The following is a 16,958-nucleotide window of genomic DNA, read 5'->3' on the forward strand; positions in this document are numbered from 1 at the left end:
GGAACTGCTTGGGCAAGGCGACGCCCGGAAGGGGGCACATCTTAGCGTGGGCCGACACGGCAGAATCTGCAGCCATGAACCCCACGCCGATTCCTCCTGTCCCAGCGGCTCAGCCGCCTGCACCCGCACCCTTCCAACTGCTGACCACCCTGCAGGGGCCGCGCATCCGCCTGCGCCCCTTGCAGGCCGATGATGGCCCGGCCCTGTTGAAGGCCGCCGCCGATGGCGAGTTGTGGCAATTGCCCTTCACGGTGGTGCCGTCGGCCGACACGGTGCACACCTACCTGGCCGAGGCCCTGGCCGGGCGCGAGGCGGGCACCGTGATGCCTTTTGCCACCGAGCTGGTGGCCACCGGCGAGGTGATCGGCACCACCCGGTTCTGGAAGATCCACCGCCGGCACCGCAAACTGGAGATCGGCGCCACCTGGCTGGCCGCGCGCTGGCAGCGCAGCTTTGCCAACACCGAGGCCAAGTACCTGCTGCTGCGCCATGCGTTCGAGGTGATGCAGTGCGTGCGCGTGCAACTGACCACCGACGAGATCAACCAGCGTTCGCGCGCCGCCATCCTGCGCCTGGGCGCGGTGCAGGAGGGCATCGTGCGGCACGAACGCATCATGCCCGACGGGCGCAAGCGCAACTCGGTGCGCTTCAGCATCATCGATGACGAGTGGCCCCAGGTGCAGCAGGCCCTGCGGGAGCGGCTGGTGGCGGGCGGTGGCCAGATCTGAGCGGCCAGATGTGTGCGGCCGGGTGTGAGTGGGCAGGCCGGAGCGCGCTGCGTCAGTCGCTGCGCCCGCCCAGAAACTCAATGCCCGTGCGCCGCACCAGCTCGGCGTAGCTGATGGGGGCCGACACGCGCTCGCCGGCCTGGTTGCGCTGCCAGTGGGCCCAGGCCTTGCCGGTGTGGGCGTCGTAGACCAGCTTGTACAGGTAGGCCGGCACCCGCACGCCACGTGGGCCGATGCGTTCGCTGCCGGGCTCGAACACCGGGCCTGTGATCACGAACACGTCGCCCTGGGCGCGCAAGGCATAGCGGCGGGTGTCCTTTTCGATCTTGGCCCAGGGGCCGCTGTTGTTCTGGCTGTTCTGCGGCACCATGTTGGCCAGCGAAAAGCTTTGCGCCATGGCGCTGGGCGTGGGCATGTCACCGGCCGGGGCCATGTGCCCGCGTGAGTAGCCCGAGCCTTTGTAGTCTTCCAGCTCGGCGCGTTCGCCGCGCGGCAGGCGGGCGTCGGCAAAGAACTTGTCGGCCCGCTTCTCGTCGGCGTCCTCGATGCGCTGGCGGTTCAGGCGCTCGGCCACGAACACCGGGGTGCGGGTTTCGCCGCTGTGCAGCACGGCAAACGCCTCGTAACACAGCTCGCGCAAACCTCGCGCTGCTGGCACCTGGGGCGGATGACCGCCGGCAAAGAACTGAGGGCATTCGGCAAAGCGCGTGGGCAGAGCCTGGGTTGGGGGGGCGGCCCAGCCAGAGGTTTGAGGGGCCAGGAATGCGGTGCTGACGGCGGCACAGGCGACAAAGCGGCGCAACCAGGGCGCCATCGGAGACATGAAATGCACGGAAACTACAAAGCCAAAGCGCTCGATTGGAGCACGGCCAAAGCGTCACAAAGTGCAAAACAGGTGAATTTACGGGGTGTGTTGTTCGGGCCTTGAGGGCGCTTGTTTCACCAGGGCCATCAGCACCAGACCCGGCAGCAGAAAGCCCAGGCCGACCAGCGTGCCATGGCCCAGGTGGGCCCAGGGCTCGGGCCACGCGGCCATCCAGCGCATGGGCGAGAGCCAGGGGTTCAGGCCCATCCACAGCGCGGCCACCAGGGCGCAGGGCCAGCGCCAGTCGGCACCATGCTGGCGGGCCTGTTGCCAGGCCAGCCCGATCAGGCACAGCACCAGGCCGCCCTCCAGCCACCAGGCCCAGGGGCCCAGGCGGGCCCACAGGCCGGCGCCCAGGTGCTGCTCAGCGTACGGAAACAGGGCCAGATCGTGGTTGTGCACCGGCCAGTCGGCCACCCAATGCGACAGCGCCGCCACCAGACCCCAGGCCGCCAGCGCCCGGCTGCGGCGCCAGCACAGCAGGCCCCAGGCGCCGGACCACAGCCCGGCCGCCAGCAAGGAGTGGTCCCAGTCGATGAAGCGCAGGTCGAAGTACAGGTAGGGGCCGGCCGCCAGGTTGGGGCTGACCTGGTCCCAGCCCAGCACGATGAACAGGCCGTTGAGCATGTCCAGCAGGCCCACCCCCAGCAGGACGGGCCAGGCCGGCTGCCGCGGGATGCGGCTTTGCAAGGCCAGGCCGATGGCGAAGTGTCCGGCGTACATGGGCTCGGTCGGGCTTGGAGGGGGCCGCTCAGGGGTGTCGGTTCAGCTCGGCGATGAGCTGCGGGAACACCTCGGCGGCCGCGTTCTTGCCGATGAACAGGTCCATGTGGGCGTAGTCCTTGAAGAGCTGTCGGCTGTACAGGCCGGGGTCGTTGTGCTCGCTCAGCCAGGCCAGGGTGCGCAGGCTGGTCTCGGGCAGGAACAACTGGTTGCGGGCCCCCGCAATGAAGTGGATGGGCAGGGCCAGGTGGCGCGCCCGCTCGGGGCTCAGGTAGCGCTCGTGCCCCAGCGGGTCCACCACATGGCCTTTTTGCATGATCAGGCTCAGTTGGTCGAAGGGCCGCAGCGACACCGGCCCCACCATGCGTGCCAGGGCGGTGTGGGTGGCGTGGTTGAGCTGGTCGTGCCGGTACGAGGGCCCCATGATGGCAAACAGGCGGCGGCACACCGGGTTCTTGCAGGCCTCGCCTTCGGGCACGGGCACGCCCCAGAGCACGGCGTCCAGCTGGCTGTCGAAGTCCGTGCCACCGGGCACGAAGTCGACATGGCCGCCGAACTCGGGCATGTTCTGCAGCAGGCGCGACACCCCCAGCTCGCTTTTCAGATCGTTGAGCCAGTTGGTGATGGGGTGCAGCGTGAGCTGCGAGGCGATCACCGAGCGCACGCCGGGCATGCCCTCCAGCAAGGCCATCAGCAGCGTCATCGAACCCACGCAATGCGCGATCACCTGCAGGTCGGGCCGGCCGGTTTGGGCCAGCACATGGCGCACGGCGGCGGGCCAGTCATGGCGGGCGATGTCGCTGATCGTGTAGGGCTGCAGCGGGCTGCCCGAGTCGATGCTGCCGCGGTAGTCGAGCAGCCACACATCGAAGCCGTCGCGGCACAAGGCCTCGACCAGGTTCTCGTCCACCGTGTCAGTGGCAAACGAGGAGGTCCGGATCGAAAAGCCCGGCGCCAGGATCACCGGGCCCTTCTGACCTGGGTAGCGGGTCAGGCGGATCGAAAAGCCATCGTCCAGCGGCACGCTGTGCACCACCGGGGCCGGCGCCTTCAAAGGCCGCCCGGCCCATTGGGGCAGGGCCTTGCCCGGAAAGTCGTTGAGGCAGGAGAGCAGGCCCCCATAGGCCTGGAACACCGTCATGCCGAAGAAGCCCGCAAACTGCTCCAGGTACAGCAGGTGGATGGTGTCCAGCAGCCCGGGCTGGTGGGCCTGGATTTGCCGGGCCAGGGGCGTGACGGCCTCCAGCTTCAGCGTGGTCAGCTGCTTGAGCAGGTCGTCCAGTGCCAGCGAGGCGATGCCCTGGGCCAGCAGGGTGCCACCGGGCTGGTCGCGCACCTCCACGAACAGCGTGGTCAGGTCTTGCCAACTCGAGGAGCTGGCGGTCTGGTGCAGGCGCTTGTGGCCGCGCAGGTGGAACTGGCCACGCCCTTGCGCGCGCTCCAGCGTCATGTCGTACACCATGAGCCAGGTCTCCACCTGCTGCTCGTCGGTGCACAGCAGCTGGAAGCGCCCCTGGCGCACCACCATGGGCTCGGGGTCCAGGGCGTGGCAATGCACCTGGCCGTCGATGTCGGCGGGGTGGTCTTCGTGGGTGTTGAGTTGGTGAAGGTCCTGGGTGTGCACCAACAGCTCCAGGCTCAAAGTCTGGCCGCGGCGGCGCCCCCAGGCGCGGGCGATCTCGAAGTCGTGGATCAGCCCGCCGGGCCCGTTCTGCTGCAGGGCTTCGGTGCTCACCCAGCCGGCCATGCGCTCGGAAAACGAGAAGGCCGGGCTCAGCAGCTGCGGAAAGCGTGCGATTGCGGCTTTCAACACCGCGGCGCCTTCTGCCTTGGCCCAGTCGAGCACGCCGTCTTCCAGGGGCTGGATCAGCTCGTGCATCAAAGTGTGGCCGGCTTGTTGAAGAGCGTGCTCGGCGGTCTGCAGTTCCTCTTGCACAGCGTTTTTCAGGCGCGCCCAGAGGCTTTCGGAGTCCTCCGGTGCCTCGGCTGCGGCCGGTGGGGTGGCAGGGTGGGCAGGGGTGGCACCCCACTGGATGGTCCAGCCGCGCTGGTCGGCCAGGCGCTGGCAGGCGCGCTCGGCCACGGCGGTGATGGTCAGCAGCGGGTTGACCCCCACCGCGGCGGGGATCACCGCGCCGTCGCACACGTACAGGCCCTCATGCACGGCCTCGCCCTGCGTACCGGCAAAGACCTGGCACTGGTGGTTGACCACGCCGTGCGACGCATCGTCGCCCATGGCGCAGCCCCCGAGCGGGTGCACCGTGACCAGCTTCTGGCCCATGCCCTCGGTCCACAGCGGGTTGGCGATGAACTGGCCCTGGATGCCCTCACTGGCGCGGCGCAGCCACTGGTTGTCGTGCTCGATGACGGGGGATCGCCCGGCATGGGGCCAATCGATGCGCAGGCGGTCGTCATGCAGTTTCAACTGGCCCTGGGCGTCGTCCAGGCTCATCACCAGAAAGGTCTGGGTGCGGTCCACCGCGCCGCGGTAGGCCATGTCGGCCAGTTGGCCGGGGTCTTGCTGGACGGCCTCGCCGATGGCCTTGGCATCGAGCAGCTTGCGCTTGCCGTCCTCCGCGCCGTATTCGAAGGCGGTGTTGAGCTGGGCCGATGCAAAGAACAGGGCCGGGGCCAGCGCCAGGGCCAGCGCGCCCGGGATCACGCCTTCTTCGATCACCAGGCGGTCCTTGGGGTCGGGCTCCTGGCGCAGGTCGATCACGCCGGTGATGCAGGGGCCGGGCAGGGCGCCTTCCACCGGCTTGCGCTGGCCCAGGCCCACCCCGTGCAGGCCTGGCACGTCGGCCACTGGGGGTTCACGCAAAGCCAGTTCGTCCGGGTCTTCGCCTTGGTCGTCGTCGGCCGTGGTGGCCTGCGCAGCCTCGGCCGCCTGAGGCGACCAGCCCGCGTCATACGCCAGGCCCAGCACATCGCCATTGCCCGAAAACGAGGCGCCCAGCCGGTCTGACAGGGGCAGGCCGTGCTGGCGCGAGCGCAGCAGGATCTCGGTGGAGCCCAGGCTGCCGGCGCCCAGCACCACCACATCGGCCAGCACGCTGCGCAGGGCGGTCTCCTGCTGGGCGGTGGGGCGGTAGTGCACGCGCCAGCGCGTGCCCTCGCGGCTCACGTGGCTCACGCTCACGCCGGTGAACAGGCTGGCGCCATGGCGCTCGGCATCGGGCAGGTAGTTCATCTGCACCGTGTTCTTGGCGCCCACGTTGCAGCCGCTGGTGCAGTCGCCGCAATCGTTACAGGCCGGCTGGGCGACGCCGAAGGGGTTGACCCGGTCTTCAAAGGTGACGTTGATCGGCACCCGCTTGAAAGGCTTGTCGAGGTGGCTGGCCGACTGCCGCAGGGCGGCCAGCTTGGCTGGGGTGGGGCGGTCCAGCGGGTAGGTGCGAGGCTCCAGGGTGGCCCGGGCCCGCTGCAGGTAGGGGGCCAGCAGCTCAGGGTCGTCCCGGAAGGGTTGGGGCCAGGCCGGGCTGCGCAGCAGCTCGGGGTCGGCCTCGAGTGACACGTTGGCGTTGATCAGCGAGGTGCCGCCCAGCCCATTGCCCACCATGGCCAGCATGTCGGCGTGCACATGCAGCTGGTACAGCCCGGTGGGCGAGCCGAGGGTCTGGGCGGCGGTGTCCACGCGCATGGCGCCCCGCGCCTGGTTGAGCGAGGCCGGAAACTCGCCGGGCAGGTGCTCCAGGCCGCGTTCCAGCAGGGCCACCTGGCGGCCCGCACGCGCCAGGCGCGAGGCCGCCACGCCGGCCCCATAGCCCGAGCCCACCACCACCACCTCATACGAGGGCTTTATGGCGGCCAGGCCCTGGCCAATGTCTTGGGCAATCCTGCGCATCATGGCCGGGCTCCTTTCTGGTAGGGGTGGGCCATGGACCGGGCATTGAGCGCCGCCGCGGCCAGGGCTTCCAGCTTGTCGCGGGCGCAGCCCGAGAAGGCGGCCCAATCCGCTGCGGTGGCCGCGACCGCCGCTTGCAGGGCGCCCAGCAAGGGGTTGTGCCGGTCGCGGAAGTTCTGCAGGCCCTCGGCCCGCACCGGGGCCATCTGCGAGGCCACGGGGTCGTTGAACAGGCGCAGGGCGGCCACATCCATGGCGTCGCTGATGAACACGGCCGAGGCCCCCTGGGTGAAGGTCATGGTGGGCTGGTCCAGCACCCAGCCGCCGGTGTTGTAGACGGCCACCGGCTGGTTCAGGCCCTCGATGACCAGCTCTTGCTGGAAGGGCTTGTGGGTGTGCCCATAGACAAAGGACAGATCGAAGTCGGGCAGGGCGGGGTGGGCCGCGGGGTCGGGGCGCAAAGCCTGTTGCAGGTCGTACAGGGCCGGCCCGCCGATGAAGGCGCGCAGGTTCTTCAGGTCGTCGGGGGGCAGCACATCGAGAAAGTTGTTGCGCTGACCCTGGGCATTGCGCGTCAGGGTGAGCTCGATCAGCGCTCCCACCAGTTGCCGCAGCGTGATGCCCTGGTACAGCGGCATGCTGCCGCTGAAGCCGAGCTGGCTCGCCACCCGGTCCAGCAGGCGTTCGCGGAACTGGTCGGCATAGGCATGCGAAGCGCCGGCATTGTTCATGACCTGGTACAGCGAGAAGGCCTCGCGCCCGGTGTCGCCGGCGCTGCCCAGGTCGGACCACAGAAAGTCGACCCAGGCACCGTTTTCCTCTTCCAGGGTCTCGGCGCTCAGGTCGCCCATCGTTTGCCCCGACATCAGGCCATTGATGGTGCTCATCAGGCGGTAGGTCGGGTCGATGTAGTGGCCATGGTGCAGCACCACGCCGCGTTGGCGGTCGGGCGTCAGCAGGCACAGGTTGGGGTAGGCGATGTGCACGCGGGCCAGGGGTTCATCGGGCAGGTGCCGGCGCAGGATGGCCGTCAGCATGTCGCACGGGATCTCGGAGCCCGGGGGGCGGTCGCGGTACTCCGAGTGGTCGATCAGGTCGTCATGGATCTGGCCCTGGCGCAAGGCCTCGACGAACAAGGTGTCCTGGGCCATGCGCCACAGGTGGTGGTCGTGGTTGCCGGGCACCAGCAGCATGGTGGGGGCCAGCACCGGCTCCTGGCCGGGGGGGAACAGGGCCTCGACAAACTGGGTGAACACCCGGGCCACCTGCCCCATGGGCGAGATGCCCAGGTCCAGGATGTCGCCCAGCAGCACCAGGGTGGGCGGCGTGGGGGCCAGGCCCTGGGCCTGGGCCGCCTGGGCCATGTGGCGCAGCGTGCGCCGCAGCGACGAGGCAAAGTGCAGCAGCGTGGGGCTGGGGTGGGCGGCGTCGAACTCGCCGGCCGCATTCAGCTGCGTGAGGGTGCTGTCCGGGGCCCCGAGGTGGAGGTCCGACACGCAGACGTAGCGCACAGTGGTCATGGGCAGTTTCGCTCCTGTATCTGGTGGCCGATCCTGATCAGCCGGGGGCTGCAGGGGGCTGTCAAAGCCCGGGTGGAATCACAGGTTCATTCAACTGGCGCCAGTCCCAGAACGCCTCCACGGGCATGGCCTTGGCGACATACCAGCCTTGCACGTATTCGCAGCCCAGGCGTTTCACGATGGCCCATTCCTCGGCGGTCTCCACCCCCTCGGCCACGATGCTCAGGCCCATGCGGTGGGCCAGCGAGCAGATCGAATCGAGCAGCACTTCGGCGGCGCTGCCCTCCTGCACGCCTTTGACAAAGGAGCGGTCCACCTTGAGCTCTTGCACGGGCATCTTCTGCAGGTAGGCCAGCGATGAGTACCCGGTGCCGAAATCGTCGATGGACAGGCTGAAGCCGGCCTGCCGCAAGGCGTACAGGTGCTTGAGGGCGGTGTCCGGGTCATCCATCACGCTGCTCTCCGTGACCTCGAAGCGGATGTCTCGCGGATCGGCATGCAGGCGGGCCGCCAGTTCCTGCGCCTGACGACCCAGGCGGTCGTCGCGCAGATCGCTGGCGCTGATATTCACCGAGATCTGAATCGGCCGCCCCGCCACCCGCTGCTGGGCGCAGACCAACAAGGCCTTTTTGAGCATCCATTCGGTCAGCATGCGGATGCTGCCCGTCTGCTCGGCAAACGGAATGAATTCACTGGGGGGCACCAGGCCCCGTTCGGGGTGACGCCAGCGGATCAGGGCTTCGGCCGACTCGATGCTGCCGTCCGCGATGCGGACCTTGGGTTGCAGGTGCATTTCCAACTGGTTTTGTGTGACAGCGTCCTTGAGCTTGGACAGCAGGCTCAGGTCGGCCCGCGAATTCAGCTCCATGCTGTCGGAGAAGGTCAGCCAGTCGGCATTGACCCGCTGTGCCGCATGGGTGGCGATGGCCGCGGCGCGGATCAGGTGCTGCATGCTCTGCCCATGCCGGGGCGCCACCGCCACGCCCACGGTGAAGCTGATGTCCACGGGCTCGCCCATCACATTCAGGGGCTCGGCAAAGCGGGTCCGCACCTCTTCGATCAGGTCGGAGGTGTCGGCATGGCTGGAGGCCAGCAGACAGAACTGCGAGGCATGGAGCCGACCCACCTTGACCTCGGGGATGCTGTGCAGGCGTCGAGCTGCCTCGATCAGCACGGCATCGCCAAATTCATAGCCCAGCGCATCGTTGATGGCCTTGAAGCGGTCCAGGTCCAGCACCAGCACCAAGGGGTCATTGCCCTGGCGCAGGTGGGCATCGCCATCGGCCCGGATCCCTTCACGATTGGGCAACTGGGTCAGGCTGTCGGTGATGGCTTTCTGGTGTTCGTATTCCGACTGCTGTTGGTGCTCCATCATCCGGCACACGTTGAGCAGCAGCACCCCACCGAAGAACAGGCTGGCCGCCAGGGTCAGCAAGGCGTGGGGCTGAACATGCCCGTGCCACGCGTACAGCACGGAACCCAGACTCAGGACCAGAAAAACGCCATAGATGCGGGGCCTGGCGGACAACACCGTCACCGTGACCGCTGCCCAGCCCACCACCAGGGCTGACAGCAGCGCCAGGTCGATGATGTCCAGAGCGCTGGAGAACAAGGGCAGGCAGGACACCGCCAGCGCGCCTGTGATGGTGTTGATGGCCGCCATGGCATCCAGCGTGCCCGGCGTGGGCCCCTGGCGGCTCAGATGCACGTGGTAGTACCACTGCCGCAACAGGTAGCCGCAGGCCACCACGGCATACCAGGCGCCGTATGCCGGCCATCCCACGCGCTCGACCAGGGTGAAGCCGAAAAGGCCGCACAGGCTCAAGGCCGCCAGCGTGCCCAATCGGGATTGAGAGACCAGGATTTCGACTCGTCTCACCGTCAGGTCGTCGGCAATTTCGCGCAAAATCGGCATGGATCTATCAGATTTTGTATTTTGGCGCGATCAAACCTGACGTTTGTCGTGGTTTTTGCGCTGCTGTTACCTAATGTAACCAAAACGGGGATCAGCGTGTGACTTTCCCGGTTGGCTTTCAAACAAGCGCGCGCAGGTGTTGGCACCTGCTGCCAATCGGCCCCAGGCGCAGGGTGTTGGGCGCGGGGGCCAGGGCGGGGGGGCTGGGCGCTGATCTAAGGTGTCGGTGGCTGGCGTGCCTGCCAGGCCCGCAGGGCCTGGCGGTACTCGTCCATGGCCAGATCGTGCAGGTCGAAGATGCAGGGGTCACAGCCATTGCCGCAACAGGCCTCGAGTTCAGGCTGCACGGGCGGTGTGGGCATCGGGTCGTTGTCAGGGGGCTGTGGGCTGGGCATGGTGACGATTTTCGCGCAGCCGCACAGGCCTTGCTGGCGCAGGGTCAGGGCCGCGAAACCTGCAATGCATCGCGGAACCCCCACTGGCTCAGGGTGCTGGCCCCGACCAGCACCGTGGCCATCGCCAGGGCGGGGTCGTGGCCCAGCCCGACCGCGGCGGTGCACAGGGCGCCCACCACCCTCTGGATGGCGCCATACAGCCCCGCGGCCGAGCCTACCAGGTCGGGGTGCACGCTCAGGGTGCGGGTCAGGGTGTGAGTCAGTGCGGCGGGGCTGGTCATGCCGGCGCCCACGTTGAACACCAGCCGCAGGCCAGCGCAACCGCCCTGGGCCTGCGACGGGTGCGCGGGCGCTCAACCGAGGGCGGTCGCGTCCAGCAGTGCCTGCCGATAGGGTGATTCAGGCAGCACGCTCAAGCCTTGCCGGGCCTGGGCCAGCGCCGCCTGGGCTTGGGCCAGGGCGGCGCTCAGGGCCGTCTTGCTCAGTTGCGTTGGCCGGGCGGGCGTGGGGGCTTCGGCATGGCTTTCGCGGCTCAGTTGCCACACCAGGCCCCAGCTTTGGCCATAGGCGGCCAGGGCGGCCTCCACCTCGGGCGGTGCCGCGGCCAGGATGGCCGCGCAACGCGCCCCGGCCTCGAACAGCGAGGCGGTTCGGGCCCGGGTGATGCGCAGGTGCTGCTGGCCGGTCTCATCGGCCGTGGCGGGTGCATCCGCGGCCTGGTAGGTCTGTTGGTACATCACCGAGCCCTCGGCCACCTGGTTGGTGGCGTCGGCCAGCACGCGCAGCACGCGCATGTCGCCCAGCTCGACGATGGCCCGGAAGGCGCCGGTGTAGAGCAGGTCGCCCAGCAGCACGCTGGGGGCATTGCCCAGGCCCGCGGGGGCTTCTGCCGTGGGCAGGTCCACCTCATGGTGCAGCGCCAGGGCGGCGTGGATCAGTTCAACGGCCGCGGCCAGCACCTGCTGGCGCGCGCCGCTGTCCCCCAAAGCCTGGGCGCAAACCAGCGCCAGTGCCGGGCGCACGCGCTGTTCTGGCGAATGGGCGATGTGCTGCGCAGCGTAGGCAATCAGGGCCACCTCGGTGTTGAGGCGCTGCTGGATCAGCGTGCCGACCTGGGCCAGATCGGCATCAATCAGGGCAAGAAAAGAACTCGGGATGGGGGCTTGCATGGTGACGGGTTCGGCAGGGGCAGGTGCAGCCAACCACCCTTGCGGGCCGGTGGAGCACCCTGATCCGGCGCAGGGTTTGCCGGCGAGTGTAGGGGAACTCGGCGGGCCCGCCGGGCAGACAGGTGCAATGACCCGTTACAGCGCTGCGCGCATCAGGTCGGGGCATCGCCGTGCAAGGCCTGCAACTGCTGCAGTTGGCGGCGCAAACGGGTCACCTCTTCGATCAGGTCGACCGTCAAGGCGGCCAGTTGGGGATCGGCGTCAAAGGTGGCTTCCAGGTGGGCAATGCGGCGCGCGCGCACAAAGGTCTGGCTGCTGAAGCGCCAGGCCTGCTCAGGTGGGTCGGTCTGCAACACGCCGGTTTCGACCCGCACACGCACCCAGTCCGGGCTCTGGCGGCAGGCCTGGGCCAGGGCCTCCAGATCGAAGGCATCGTCTGGCAGCAACTCGGCATCCAGCACATGGCTTGTGTGAGGGCTTTGGGGGGCTGGGTTCATGGTCAGGCTCCGTGGGGCTGGCGAGGGTTGAAGCCCGGGCAGGCCTGGGCCAGGGCGGTGTAGGCGGCACGGGCCGCGTCGGTGTCGGCCGGGGGCAGGGCCAGGTCCAGCGTCAGGTACAGGTCACCGGGGGGGTGGCCGGGGATGCCACGTTCTTTCAGGCGCAGCTTGCGGCCGCGGCGCCAGCCGGCGGGCACCTGCACCTCCAGCTCGCCGCCCGGGGTGGTCACCGTGATGCTGGTGCCCAGGGTCGCCTCCCAGGGCGCCAACAGCAGGGTCTGGTGCACATCGCGGCCTTCGGCATGCCAGCGCGCGTCGGGCTTGAAGCCGACTTCGAGCAACAGGTCGCCGGGTGGGCCACCGGCCAGGCCCGGGCTGCCCTGGCCGGCCAGGCGGATGTGCTGGCCCTCGCGCACGCCCTGGGGAATCTTCACCTCCAGATGCCGTTCTTCGCGCACCAGGTGGCCGGCTTCGTTCAGGCGCCCGGCCTGCAGCGTGATGGTGCGCAGGGCCCCGGTGTAGGCGTCGACCAGATCCAGTTCGATGCTGGCGTGGTGGTCGTTGCCACGCTGCGCCTGCGGTCGGGCGCCGCCCATGCCGGCCGTGCCCCGACCTTGCCGGCTGGCACGGGCCGAACGGCCGAACAGTTGCTCGAAGAAGTCGCTGTGCTCGCCTTCCAGGTCGTCGGCGCCGCCCGAGAACTCGTAGCCGCTGTCCCAGTGGGGTGGGGGCTGGTAGGCCTGGCCCGCACGGCTGGCCTGAGGCTGGTTGGCCAGGGTGTCGTAGGCGGCGCGTTTTTCGGGGTCGGACAGCACGGCGTTGGCCTCGTTGAGCTCGGCCATGCGGCTGGCCGCATCGGGCTCTTTGCTGACATCGGGGTGGTACTGGCGGGCCTTCTTGCGAAACGCTTTCTTGATCTCGTCCGCGGTGGCGTTCTTGCCCACCCCCAATTGCTGGTAGTAGTCCTTGAATTCCATGCCCGGGCCTTTGCGAAGCTGCGTCAAAGGCCCACCCTAATCCAATGGGGGGCAGTTTGTCTGTACCTGGCGCAAGGTTTGGCCATGGCGGTGCGTGGCGGCCCGCCCGAAGTGGGCAGTTGTGACCCTGCTCAGCCACAGGGCGGGCCCCGCGGGCTTGATCCGCGACAAAAACATGCCTGGCCCGCGGCCCCGATTTTTTGCGTTTCCTCAAGCCTTGGAGATCTGGCCGGAATCACTTTTTCTTATCTGAAAAGGGTCGTAACCGGCTGCCGCGCCAGCGCTAGATTCGGCTCGAACCGGTGGCGGGCAGCCCATCAGAAGGCCCGCCCCCCACCGGTGAGAACCCCTTGTTGAACCCCACGTGGAACAGACAACCGACTGAGCGAACACCATGAGCTTTTACCAAGACTTCAACGACAAACAGGCCATCGAAGCCTGGCACGCACTGCCCCGCGCGCCCTACAAAACCTTCAAGCTGACGCGCCTGGCGCCCACGATCGGTGCCGAGATCCATGGCGTGGACCTGTCGCGCGACATCCCTGACGTGCAATTCGCCGAAATCCGCCGTGCCATCGGAGAAAACCTGGTGCTGGCTTTCCGCGGCCAGACGCTGGATCTGGAGTCGCACAAGCGTTTTGCGCGCCGCTTCGGCACCCTGCACCGCCATCTGCTCGCCAAGAGCCGCGCCGTGGCCGGCGGCACCGACGACCCCGAGGTGTTGGCCTGGCGCACCGGGCCGCAGTCGCGCTTCACGGCGGGCGACGCCTGGCACCATGATGTGTCGTGCGACGCCAACCCGATCTGGGGCTCGTTCCTGCACGTCACGCGGCTGCCCGAGTCGGGTGGCGGCGACACGGCCTTTGCCAACCTGGTGCTGGCCTATGAGTCGCTGTCGGCCCCCTACAAGGCCTTTCTCGACGGCCTGACGGCTGTGCACGACGGCTCCACCGCCTGGACGGCCGGCTACGGCACCCAGCCCGAGCCGGGCAAGACCTTTCCGGCCACCGAGCACCCGGTGGTGGCCCGCCACCCGTTCACCGGGCAGAAGTTTCTGTACGTGAACGAGGCCTTCACCTCGCACATCGTGCAGCTCAGCCGCCAGGAAAGTCAGTCTGTGCTGCAGCACTTGTACCGCCACATCGAACGCAATCTGACCTTCCAGGTGCGTGTGCGGTGGGAGCCGGGAACTTTGCTGTTCTGGGACAACTGGGCCACCCAGCACCATGCCGTGTGGGACTACTTCCCCGAAGAGCGCTGGGGCGAACGCGTGTCGGCCTACCTGGACCACGGCCCCAAGGCCTGAGCGGCCGCAGCGCCGTCCGTCATGGGCATGACACGGCCTGCCCCTAGGCTGGTGCCCCATGAAAGACAGCCCATTGCCCATGAACAACACCCCGGTCACCCCTTTCCAGCGCCAGCGCCGTGGCCTGATGGCTTCAGCAGGCGCCTTGGGCGCCCTGGTGGCCGGTGCCGCCAAGGCCCAGGTGAGCCCGCCGCCGGCGCCCGAGGCTTCAGCCGCCGACAGTTTGACGGTGCCGCGCCCCCTGCAAGATCCCGCCAGCCTGGCCCGTGACGAGGCCCACTGGGCCCGCGTGGCCGCGCTGTTTCCGGTGGACCGCAGCGTGGTGAACTTCGAGAACGGCTACTTCGGCATGATGGGCCGGCCCGTGGCACAGGCCTATCACCGCCACGTCGATGAGATCAATCGCCGGGGCTCGGTGTTTGTTCGTGGCCAGTACGACGCGGGCGAAGCCACTCGCGTGCGTGATCGTGTGGCCCTGGAGCTGGGCGCCAAGCCGCAAGAGGTGGCGCTGACCCGGGGGGCCACCGAGGCGCTGCAAAACCTCATCACCAACTACCGGCGCCTGCAGCCGGGCGATGTGGCCCTGTATGCCGATCTGGATTACGACAGCATGCAGTACGCCATGAACTACCTGCGTCAGCGCCGCGGCGCCGAGGTGGTGCGCATCAGTCTGCCCGAGCCGGCCAGCTATCAGGGCGTGATCGATGCTTACGCGCGGGCCTTCGAGCAGCATCCCAAGACCCGTTTGCTGCTGCTGACCCATGTCAGCCACCGCACCGGGCTCTTGTTGCCGGTGGCCGAGATCTGCCGCCTGGCACGGGCCCGTGGCATCGACGTGATCGTGGATGCGGCCCATTCCTGGGGCCAGATCGATTTCAAGGTGGAGTCGCTGGGCGCCGATTTTGTGGGCTTCAACCTGCACAAATGGATGGGCGCGCCCCTGGGCGTGGGCTGCCTGTACATCAAGGAGGGCCGGCTGGATGACATCGACCGGGCGTTTGAAGACGGTGACTACCCGGCCCACGATGTGCGCTCGCGCGTGCACACCGGCACCACCAACATCGCCAATGTGCTGAGCGTGCCCGTGGCGCTGGACCTGCACCAGGCCCTGGGCCCGGCCCACAAGGAGGCCCGCTTGCGCCACCTGCGCGATCTGTGGGTGGCGCCCCTGCTGGGGCTGTCGAAACTGCAGATCCTGACCCCGCAAGACCCACGCCTGTACGCCGGCATCACCTCGATCCGCTTGCGCGGCCAGACCAGCCGCGAGGACAACCTGCGCCTGGCCAAGCGTTTGAAGGATGAGTTTGGCCTGTTCACCGTGCGCCGCGGGGGCGTGGCGGCGGGGGACTGCGTGCGCATTTCACCGGCCTTGTTCACCTCGGCCGAAGACACGGCGCGGCTGGTCGAGGCCCTGAAGGTGATCGCGGCCTGAAAGGGATGGCCCGCGCAATCAGTCGCCTTGCTGCCCGGCGCGGCGCTGCTCGCGCAGCATGAACAGGTACAGGCTTTCGACCTTTTCACGCGCCCAGGGCGTCTTGCGCAGAAAGGTCAGGCTTGATTTGATGCTCGGGTTGAGCGCAAAGCAGCGGATGGGCACCAGGTGGGCCAGCTCGTCCCAGCCATAGAAGTCAACCAGCGCGGTGACGATGGCCTCCAGGGTCAGCCCATGCAAAGGGTTGTGGCGCTGGGCTGGAGGGGCAGGGGGCGTGGACATGGCGGCATCTGGGTGGGCTGCGGGGCTGCTGAGCTTAACCCAGGGCTGAGCCCCCTGTGGCGGCTTTGGCCTGATGTGCCCATGCGGCTCACTTGTTGCCGGCGTCTTCATAAAACTTCAGGATCGGCGGGTCAAAGCGTTGGTGATCGAGCTGCCACAGGCCCAGGGGGCCGCGCAAAGGCGGCACCTGCACCTCGCTGCCCGTGGGCACCTGAGCCCAGTACTCGGGGGCCTTGGTGAAGCGCAGGGTCGGCAAGCCCTGGCGGGCATCCACCGGGCTCAGGTGAACCACCCGATCGACCACGCGGTAGGCGTACCAGGTGGATGGCCCTTTCGCCAGCACCTGATCAACCCGCTTGAGCGCTGGCAGCGCCGCCATGGTCAAGGCGCCGGTCACAAACAGGGCCAGCACCAGCGACTCTTGCACCGGCACCTTGCCAGCCAGCAACCGGCGGTAGCTGAACAAGCCCACCCCGACCAGCGCAGCCCCAGCGGCCACCAGCAGGGCCGGGCTGCTGAGCAGCCGTGCCACCTGGGATTCAATCAGCTCGTAGTCGTTGAACACATAGGTGTCCAGCAGTGAGAACAGCAGCAGCGCCAGGAACACCACCACGGCGGTCAGCGAAAAACGGTTCTTCTCCAGCGAAAAATCTGTGCCTGCGCCCGTCGGCAACGCAAAGCCTGGAGAGACCGAACGCACCCTGTCGGCCAGGGCCTCGCGCGAGGCCCTGGGGTTGGCGAGGGTTTCTGCACACACCAGGAGCGGGCCGGTAGGGGCATCGATCTGCACCCAGGCCAGGTTGGCCGTGCGCCACGGATGGGGGGCCAGCCAGGTGAGCGTGGCCGGCTCCTTGCTCACGACCTGTTCAAAGTCTTCCTGGGCGCCATACCAGCGGCCCTTGAGTCGAACGGTATGCCCCTCATCGATCAACACCCCCAGGGCTTGCTGCGGGCTTCGCTTGGGCCAGGACTTCAGAAACTCCACGCGGGCCAGGCCGACGCGCCAAAACCGCCTGCCCCCCAGCGCCTCCACCATCCTCTGCTGGTGCTTCTTCAACTTTCGATGTCGCCTGAACTGGTGCAGGGCCAGCAGCAGTTGCAGAAAAAGGATCAGCGCCAATCCGATATTGAACAGATTCATGCTGCTACCCTCCCTCTTGATGTTTTGTAGCGGTTCAGACCCCAGGCCGGCATGTCGCCCGCAGAGGCCCGTGAACCGCACTTTACCCAAGGACGGCGCACCATGACGGCGGCGCGCAGCACCAGGCTGCGTACCCTGGCCTGGGCGCTGATCGGGGCCAGTTC

General features: G+C 68.0%; 15 protein-coding genes. 3 read left to right on the plus strand and 12 right to left on the minus strand.

Annotation, left to right across the window (positions count from 1 at the left end; genetic code table 11):
• The first annotated feature begins 74 nt into the window (after positions 1-74).
• Positions 75-728 carry a GNAT family N-acetyltransferase gene (locus F624_RS0103315; protein ID WP_019572839.1) on the plus strand — a complete coding sequence of 218 codons (654 nt, stop codon included), beginning with the start codon at positions 75-77 and terminating at the stop codon, positions 726-728.
• Positions 729-780: 52 nt separating this feature from the next.
• Here the strand turns inward: F624_RS0103315 and F624_RS0103320 are convergent, their stop codons facing one another.
• The 10 genes from F624_RS0103320 to F624_RS0103365 form a co-directional block, all read right to left on the minus strand.
• Positions 781-1,542, minus strand: coding sequence for a DNA/RNA non-specific endonuclease (locus F624_RS0103320; protein ID WP_019572840.1), 762 nt, complete (start codon positions 1,540-1,542; stop codon positions 781-783).
• Positions 1,543-1,629: 87 nt separating this feature from the next.
• Positions 1,630-2,316, minus strand: coding sequence for a hypothetical protein (locus tag F624_RS36190; protein ID WP_019572841.1), 687 nt, complete (start codon positions 2,314-2,316; stop codon positions 1,630-1,632).
• Between the two features lie 28 nt (positions 2,317-2,344).
• Positions 2,345-6,163 carry an alpha/beta fold hydrolase gene (locus F624_RS33215; protein ID WP_019572842.1) on the minus strand — a complete coding sequence of 1,273 codons (3,819 nt, stop codon included), beginning with the start codon at positions 6,161-6,163 and terminating at the stop codon, positions 2,345-2,347.
• Positions 6,160-7,680: a metallophosphoesterase gene (locus F624_RS0103335; RefSeq protein ID WP_019572843.1), complete on the minus strand. Its 1,521-nt coding sequence runs from the start codon at positions 7,678-7,680 to the stop codon at positions 6,160-6,162. The genes F624_RS33215 and F624_RS0103335 overlap by 4 nt, the downstream gene beginning before the upstream one ends.
• Before the next feature lie 61 nt (positions 7,681-7,741).
• Positions 7,742-9,595: a putative bifunctional diguanylate cyclase/phosphodiesterase gene (locus tag F624_RS0103340; RefSeq protein ID WP_019572844.1), complete on the minus strand. Its 1,854-nt coding sequence runs from the start codon at positions 9,593-9,595 to the stop codon at positions 7,742-7,744.
• A gap of 215 nt (positions 9,596-9,810) precedes the next feature.
• Positions 9,811-9,990, minus strand: a complete 180-nt coding sequence (locus F624_RS0103345) for an oxidoreductase-like domain-containing protein (protein ID WP_031253932.1) — start codon at positions 9,988-9,990, stop codon at positions 9,811-9,813.
• A gap of 44 nt (positions 9,991-10,034) precedes the next feature.
• A complete protein-coding gene (locus tag F624_RS0103350) occupies positions 10,035-10,271 on the minus strand; it encodes a hypothetical protein (RefSeq protein WP_157443287.1) in 237 nt (78 codons plus the stop codon).
• Positions 10,272-10,343: 72 nt separating this feature from the next.
• Positions 10,344-11,159 (minus strand): polyprenyl synthetase family protein, encoded by an 816-nt coding sequence (locus tag F624_RS0103355; RefSeq protein WP_019572847.1) that lies wholly within the window; start codon positions 11,157-11,159, stop codon positions 10,344-10,346.
• A 152-nt stretch (positions 11,160-11,311) separates the two neighbouring features.
• Positions 11,312-11,656, minus strand: coding sequence for a chaperone modulator CbpM (locus F624_RS0103360; protein WP_019572848.1), 345 nt, complete (start codon positions 11,654-11,656; stop codon positions 11,312-11,314).
• Between the two features lie 2 nt (positions 11,657-11,658).
• On the minus strand, positions 11,659-12,633 hold the full coding sequence (locus F624_RS0103365) for a DnaJ C-terminal domain-containing protein (protein WP_019572849.1): 975 nt from the start codon (positions 12,631-12,633) through the stop codon (positions 11,659-11,661).
• A 394-nt stretch (positions 12,634-13,027) separates the two neighbouring features.
• Here F624_RS0103365 and F624_RS0103370 point away from each other — a divergent pair, with 394 nt between their 5' ends.
• Together F624_RS0103370 and F624_RS0103375 are read left to right on the plus strand one after the other, a co-directional pair.
• Positions 13,028-13,939, plus strand: a complete 912-nt coding sequence (locus F624_RS0103370; RefSeq protein WP_019572850.1) for a TauD/TfdA dioxygenase family protein — start codon at positions 13,028-13,030, stop codon at positions 13,937-13,939.
• Positions 13,940-13,997: 58 nt separating this feature from the next.
• Positions 13,998-15,371 carry an aminotransferase class V-fold PLP-dependent enzyme gene (locus F624_RS0103375; RefSeq protein WP_245573543.1) on the plus strand — a complete coding sequence of 458 codons (1,374 nt, stop codon included), beginning with the start codon at positions 13,998-14,000 and terminating at the stop codon, positions 15,369-15,371.
• An 18-nt stretch (positions 15,372-15,389) separates the two neighbouring features.
• Here the strand turns inward: F624_RS0103375 and F624_RS0103380 are convergent, their stop codons facing one another.
• Positions 15,390-15,653, minus strand: coding sequence for a VF530 family protein (locus F624_RS0103380; RefSeq protein ID WP_031253937.1), 264 nt, complete (start codon positions 15,651-15,653; stop codon positions 15,390-15,392).
• Between the two features lie 88 nt (positions 15,654-15,741).
• Positions 15,742-16,794 carry a hypothetical protein gene (locus F624_RS0103385; RefSeq protein WP_019572853.1) on the minus strand — a complete coding sequence of 351 codons (1,053 nt, stop codon included), beginning with the start codon at positions 16,792-16,794 and terminating at the stop codon, positions 15,742-15,744.
• Positions 16,795-16,958: the final 164 nt, after the last annotated feature.

The organism is Curvibacter lanceolatus ATCC 14669 (genome assembly GCF_000381265.1).
Taxonomy (GTDB): Bacteria; Pseudomonadota; Gammaproteobacteria; order Burkholderiales; family Burkholderiaceae_C; genus Curvibacter; species Curvibacter lanceolatus.